4 protein-coding genes and 1 pseudogene are annotated in these 6,260 nt (G+C 42.7%); 1 reads left to right on the top strand and 4 read right to left on the bottom strand.

Annotation, left to right across the window (positions count from 1 at the left end; all coding sequences use genetic code 11):
* Positions 1 to 122: 122 nt before the first annotated feature.
* The 3 genes and pseudogenes from FTT98_RS17060 to FTT98_RS17050 form a co-directional block, all read right to left on the bottom strand.
* Positions 123 to 848 (bottom strand): annotated as a pseudogene (locus FTT98_RS17060) (FAD-dependent oxidoreductase); the annotation flags it as partial.
* A gap of 102 nt (positions 849 to 950) precedes the next feature.
* Positions 951 to 1,838 (bottom strand): SDR family NAD(P)-dependent oxidoreductase, encoded by an 888-nt coding sequence (locus FTT98_RS17055; RefSeq protein ID WP_078189400.1) that lies wholly within the window; start codon positions 1,836 to 1,838, stop codon positions 951 to 953.
* 401 nt (positions 1,839 to 2,239) lie between these two features.
* Positions 2,240 to 3,517 (bottom strand): O-acetylhomoserine aminocarboxypropyltransferase/cysteine synthase family protein, encoded by a 1,278-nt coding sequence (locus FTT98_RS17050; RefSeq protein ID WP_180042174.1) that lies wholly within the window; start codon positions 3,515 to 3,517, stop codon positions 2,240 to 2,242.
* 318 nt (positions 3,518 to 3,835) lie between these two features.
* Between FTT98_RS17050 and ettA the strand changes: the two genes are divergently transcribed.
* Positions 3,836 to 5,497 (top strand): energy-dependent translational throttle protein EttA, encoded by a 1,662-nt coding sequence (gene ettA / locus FTT98_RS17045; RefSeq protein WP_180042172.1) that lies wholly within the window; start codon positions 3,836 to 3,838, stop codon positions 5,495 to 5,497.
* 63 nt (positions 5,498 to 5,560) lie between these two features.
* Here ettA and FTT98_RS17040 read toward each other — a convergent pair whose 3' ends face one another.
* A complete protein-coding gene (locus FTT98_RS17040) occupies positions 5,561 to 5,971 on the bottom strand; it encodes an SEL1-like repeat protein (RefSeq protein WP_078189397.1) in 411 nt (136 codons plus the stop codon).
* Positions 5,972 to 6,260 lie beyond the last annotated feature (289 nt).

Below are 6,260 nucleotides of genomic sequence, written 5' to 3'. Positions count from 1 at the left end.
TAAAGAGTTCCTGTACCGCCATACTGTCAGCGCAGTGCGGTATCGAAAGGTGCAATCTCTAAGATTGCATGGGTCGCAAAGATTCCCCCACCATAGCTCTTAGCTTGGTGGTGGGAGTATGTCAAGAATCCTTCTAAATCTGCTGTAGGTAGACTCCAGAAAATGCTCGAAAGGCGCTGTTCAGGCTGCGTTGGAATTGCTCCCGTAGGCATTACACCCATCATGATGTTGGAGCGGTCATAGAACTGATGCAAGATCTGCGGATTCAGCACTTCGCATTCAGGCACGATGATCCACTTTGCACCCCAAGGGTAGGCTTGGTTGAGCTTTTCCCATGCTTTAGGGCGTAAATGGCTGCGTGCGCCATTGGCGATCAACACGAGATCAAATTGACGTTGAAAGGATTGATCTGCGGATTGTCCAATCACGTTTATACCGTCACTGGACTCTTGAAGTTCATGTACCTCATGCGCCATACACCACTCAACGTGTTGAGGATATTCTCGGACTTTGGATGCAAGGACATGACAGAGTGTGGCACGGTGAATGCCGAGTCCATATGAACGTTCATCGGCTTGTCGATATTGACTGTTTATCAGCAAGTCGCCGCCAGCCAGTTGACCTTCAAGACCGGTTACCACAGCGCCAAGGCTTAAGGCTTGTTCCAAAATGCCTAAATGTTCGAAAACTGCCAGTCCGGCAGGTTGTAATAATAATCCTGCGCCCACAGGTTCAAGTTGTGAGACTTTTTCATATAAGCAGATCTGATGGCCTTGAGCAGCAAGCATTGCTGCAGCAGCTAATCCTGCCGTACCTGCACCGATGATGGCAATATTTTGAGTTTTCATTGTTTTAAAAGTTGATTTTATCTCAGCCCAATGTATCAAAGATGCTGCATAAAACCCAATAAAAAAGCCCTCAAAAGGGCTTTTTTAGGGGTGAGTCAAGTCTTACCAGTGTTCACCTGGGAATAGGCGAGCATATGCCTTTTGTACCCAATTGAGTTTTTCTTGCTTACCAATAGACGCTGAAGAGCTTGGGAACAAGTTATAACCAATCGACATGAGTTTGTTGTTAATGTCTGGAGCAATTGAGTAGGTAATAGAAGCCAGACGGCCCAAATTGGTCGCCACTTTCTTTGGACGTTTCACGATGGCATAGGCAATCAGGTCAGTCGCTTGTTCTGGAGAAAGCGTTGGAACGTATTTATAAATTTTGGTTGGAGCGATCATTGGCGTGCGCACCAATGGCATGTAGACCGACGTGATGGCAATATTATGCGAGTGAACTTCAGCGCTCAGGCAACGGCTAAAAGCATCTAATGCGGCTTTAGACGCAACATAGGCAGAGAAGCGTGTTGCATTGGCCAATACACCAATCGAACTGATGTTGATGATATGACCTTCACGACGAATCATCATTTTCGGCAGTAAATTCATCACCAAACGTACCGCGCCAAAATAGTTCAACTGCATAGTACGTTCAAAATCATGGAAACGATCGGTTGATTCATGTACGGCACGACGAATAGAACGGCCAGCGTTATTAATTAAGATATCAATATGATCGACGGAAGCGAGGATTTGTTGTGCCACAGCATCAATGGAGTCCATATCATTGAGGTCACATGGGAAAACATCGGCTTTACCGCCAGTGGCTTCAATTTCAGCTTTTACGGCATCAAGAGTTTCTTTGGTACGTGCAACCAGTAGAACATGTGCGCCTGCGTTGGCAAGGCGATGCGCTGTGGTTAAACCGATACCACTTGATGCACCGGTGATTAAAATGGTCTTACCGTTGACACGGTCAACGAAACGTTTCTCAAGTCTTGAATTCACGATGAGGTTCCCTGTTAAATCAGTTTTATTGTATTCATTTATCGGCCCGACAACGCTATGTGCAGGGCTGTTTTAAGTCAGCGGTATGATAGCGTTTTATTCAAAAAAAGCCATATGATAAGTAATTGATAATAAAATAATATTTAGAGTTTTTACTCTAAATTAAAATCCCTATTTACTCAATTTTTAACACATAAATATGTGAAAGAGAAGTGCTTTTATCAACATCGTTGTAACCTAAAAAAGTCGATTTTCAAGATAAATAAAATTGTAAATAAATATAGAAGCAGGGCCATAGATGCCTAAAGTTGGAAGGCGGATTATGTGGGAGTGGTTATTTAAATGAAATGGAAATAAAAACAGGCCTTAAAAATAAGACCTGTGGATTGTGCAATTATGGTTTAAACAGCAGCTAAGGCTTGCTCTAAGTCTGCAATCAAGTCATCCGCATGTTCGATCCCAATCGATAAACGAACCATATCAATGCTGACCCCCGCTGCTTTGAGTTCATCTTCATTGAGTTGACGATGTGTCGTGGTCGCAGGATGGCAGGCTAAACTTTTGGCATCACCAATATTCACAAGGCGAGTAAACAACTGCAAGGCATCGATGAAACGTGTGCCACCTGCAAGGCCATCTTGAACGCCGAATGAAAGAATCGCAGATGGTTTGCCTTTGACATATTTTTGCGCCAAAGCATGTTGTGGGTGGTCTTTTAGGCCAGCGTAGTTAACCCATTTTACTTTTGGATGCGCTTGTAAATATTCAGCCACTTTTTGCGCATTTTCTGTATGACGTTCCATGCGCAGGCTTAAGGTTTCCAAACCTTGTAAGATCAAAAACACATTGTTCGGGCTGATCGCAGCGCCCGTATTACGCAGTGGTACCACGCGCGCACGAGCAATGTAGGCTGCTTCACCTAAGGCTTCGACATAATTCACCCCGTGGTAGCTTGGATCAGCGGTATTCAGTGATTTAAAGCGTTCAGGATATTTGCCCCAAGGGAACTTGCCGCTATCGACGATGATGCCGCCGATCGAATTACCATGACCACCAATATATTTGGTCAATGAATGCACCACAATGTCGGCACCAAATTCAAATGATTTTTGCAGGACAGGAGTAGCAACGGTATTGTCGACCACCACAGGTATGCCATATTCGTGCGCAATTTTCGAAATTGCTTCGAGGTCAATAATATTGCCCAATGGGTTACCAATAGATTCGACAAAGACCAACTTGGTTTTGTCATCGATGAGGCTACGCAGCGCTTCAGGGTTTTGATAATCAAAGAAGCGAACTTCAATGCCTTGTTTCGGCAGGGTGTGGGCAAACAGATTATATGTGCCGCCATATAGGGTCGAAACTGAAGCGATATTGTCGCCTGCTTCAGCAATAGTTTGAATCGCATATGTAATGGCAGCCATACCAGAGGCTAAGGCCAAAGCGCCAATACCGCCTTCGAGTGCTGCAACACGCTGTTCAAGTACCGCTGTGGTTGGATTCATGATGCGGGTATAAATATTACCCTGAACTTTTAAGTCAAATAAATCAGCACCATGCTGTGTGTTATCGAAGGAATATGAAGTGGTTTGATAAATTGGCACCGCAACCGCTTTGGTGGTTGGCTCCGGTGTATACCCCGCGTGAATTGCTAAAGTTTCGTCTTTATATGTCATGATTACTTCATCTAAGTGAGCTAGTTTTTAAACAGTCTATCATTTTTATATATGAATAAAAGTGCTTTATTTCTAAAATTAATATCATAATTATTCATATTGTTGAAAAATTTTCAGCTAAAGATGAGCGAAATCATGCTTAAAAACGCATGTTTAAATTTTGTTCGCCATTAAACTTGTAACAATGCATTGAAGGCGTGTGCGAAACCTTATTTTTTCACGACTTTATGCGTATAATAGCCGATTATTTTTTCGCTCAATTGAGCAGGGGCAACTTTGTGTTGTTCCGTATATGTTTTGACTATTGAGGAGTCCTAAGTGGCCCAATATATTTACACGATGAACCGTGTGTCGAAGATGGTTCCGCCTAAGCGCGAAATCCTGAAAGACATCTCTTTATCATTTTTCCCAGGCGCAAAAATTGGTGTGCTTGGTCTAAACGGTGCAGGTAAATCTACCTTGCTTCGTATTATGGCGGGCGTAGATAAAGATTTCTCAGGTGAAGCACGTGCTCAACCGGGTATCAAAATTGGTTACCTTGAACAAGAGCCGCCATTGGATGAAAGCAAAGACGTTCGTGGTAACGTTGAAGACGGTTTACGTGAACCGTTGGATGCTTTGGCGCGTCTTGATGAAGTGTTTGCAGAATATGCAGCAGAAGATGCTGACTTTGATGCACTTGCAAAAGAACAAGAGAAGTTAGAAGCGATTATCCATTCATGGGATGCACATAACATTGTCAACCAAATGGATCAGGCTGCTGCAGCGTTGAATCTTCCAGCTTGGGATGCAGATGTATCTAAGTTGTCTGGTGGTGAGCGCCGTCGTGTTGCACTTTGCCGTTTGTTATTGTCTAAACCAGACATGCTACTTCTAGATGAACCGACGAACCATTTGGATGCTTCATCAGTATCTTGGTTAGAACGTTTCTTGAAAGATTTCCCAGGTACGATCGTTGCGATTACCCATGACCGTTACTTCTTGGATAACGTGGCAGAGTGGATTCTTGAGCTTGACCGCGGCATGGGTATTCCATACCAAGGCAACTACTCTTCTTGGTTAGAGCAGAAAAATGCTCGTTTAGAGCAAGAACAGAAGCAAGAAGAATCTTTTGCTAAAGCATTGAAAAAAGAACTTGAATGGGTTCGTTCAAATGCCAAAGGTCAGCAAAAGAAAAACAAAGCGCGTATGGAGCGTTTTGAAGAGCTTAACTCACGCGAATTCCAACAGCGTAACGAAACGTCTGAAATCTACATTCCACCTGGTCCACGTTTAGGTAACAAGGTTGTAGAAGTTGAAGGTATTAGTAAATCCTTTGGTGACCGTACACTTTATAAAGATTTATCGTTCGTTGTACCACCTGCTGCAATTGTAGGTATTGTGGGCGAAAACGGTGCGGGTAAAACCACATTATTCCGTATGATGACAGGCGAACAACAACCAGATACAGGTACAGTTACACTGGGTGAGTCTGTTAAAGTGGCTTATGTTGGTCAGATTCGTGACACCTTAGATGACAACAAAACTGTTTGGGAAGAAGTTTCTGGCGGTTTAGATATCTTGAAAATTGGTGAATACGAAATCGCATCTCGTGCGTATATCGGTCGCTTTAACTTCAAAGGTCAAGATCAGCAAAAACGTGTAGGTCAATTGTCAGGTGGTGAACGTAACCGTTTACAACTTGCGAAAATCCTGCAAATGGGCGCAAACGTTATCTTACTCGATGAACCATCAAACGACTTGGATATCGAAACTTTACGTGCGCTTGAAGATGCCATTCTGGTATTCCCAGGGACTGTAATGGTGATCTCGCATGACCGTTGGTTCCTCGACCGTATTGCAACGCACATCTTGTCATTTGAAGGTGAAACCCCTGAATTCTTCACGGGTAACTACCATGAATTTGAAGAATACCGCCGTAAACGTGATGGTGATGACCTTGTTGCAAAGCGTCAGAAATACCGCAAAATTGGTAACTAAGTTCCAGTTTTAAAATAAAAAACCAGCCTGCGGGCTGGTTTTTTATTGCTTGAGATGCAATGACTATACAACTATGTCTTCATAGGCATGATGTAAGACGTAGTCTGCATGTTCATGGCCTTGTGCAGCAGCTTTACTGAGCCAAAGCTCTGCAAGTTCATAATTACGGTCTAAGCCGAGTTCTCCACGTAAATAACCGAGACCTAAGCGATATTGGGCATCTTTATGACCTTTTAATGCGGCACTTAAAAAATTCCACATTGCATTACGATAGTCGGTAGGGGATTGGTCTGCTGAATCCATAGTATGGTGACTGAGAAAGTCTTGATGGTGTTGAGCCGCAAGAATTTCAAAATAAGTCCCTTGGGCGTAATCACCCTCGGCTTCTGGAACCGAAAGATGCATTCCTTGCAACTTTGGATTCATCTGTTGTGACAACAGTGCATAAATTTTTTTCAGAGCTTGTATCATCATTGTTAAACTCCTTGTTGCTAAGTATAACCACTTGATTAATAAAAAATATTAACAGTAGTCATTCGTGCGCTGCGATGAATGATTTAATTGTTTTAAACAGATCACACTTAAGATGAAAATTAGCATGCTTGTCATGATATGTGAATAGGTATTAAAAAAATATTTATCAAATGGAGCGTAAAACTCTGTCCTTCAGGTCAGAGATATAAGCGACACGACATGAAGTGTCGTTTGATTTAACTAAGGACTATTTTCCTTGAGTTTTGATTGTTAATATAAGTACATGAAA

It is taken from the genome of Acinetobacter sp. YH12039, from assembly GCF_013420015.1.
Classification (GTDB): Bacteria; Pseudomonadota; Gammaproteobacteria; order Pseudomonadales; family Moraxellaceae; genus Acinetobacter; species Acinetobacter amyesii.
Note: the sequence above shows the minus strand (reverse complement) of the source record. Positions and strands in the feature narration are given on the sequence as shown.

What these genes read in the sequence shown, in the direction of transcription:
- FTT98_RS17050 (WP_180042174.1), bottom strand. Translation starts at nt 3,517, where the DNA reads ATGACATATAAAGACGAAACTTTAGCAATTCACGCGGGGTATACACCG.
- FTT98_RS17040 (WP_078189397.1), bottom strand. Translation starts at nt 5,971, where the DNA reads ATGATGATACAAGCTCTGAAAAAAATTTATGCACTGTTGTCACAACAG.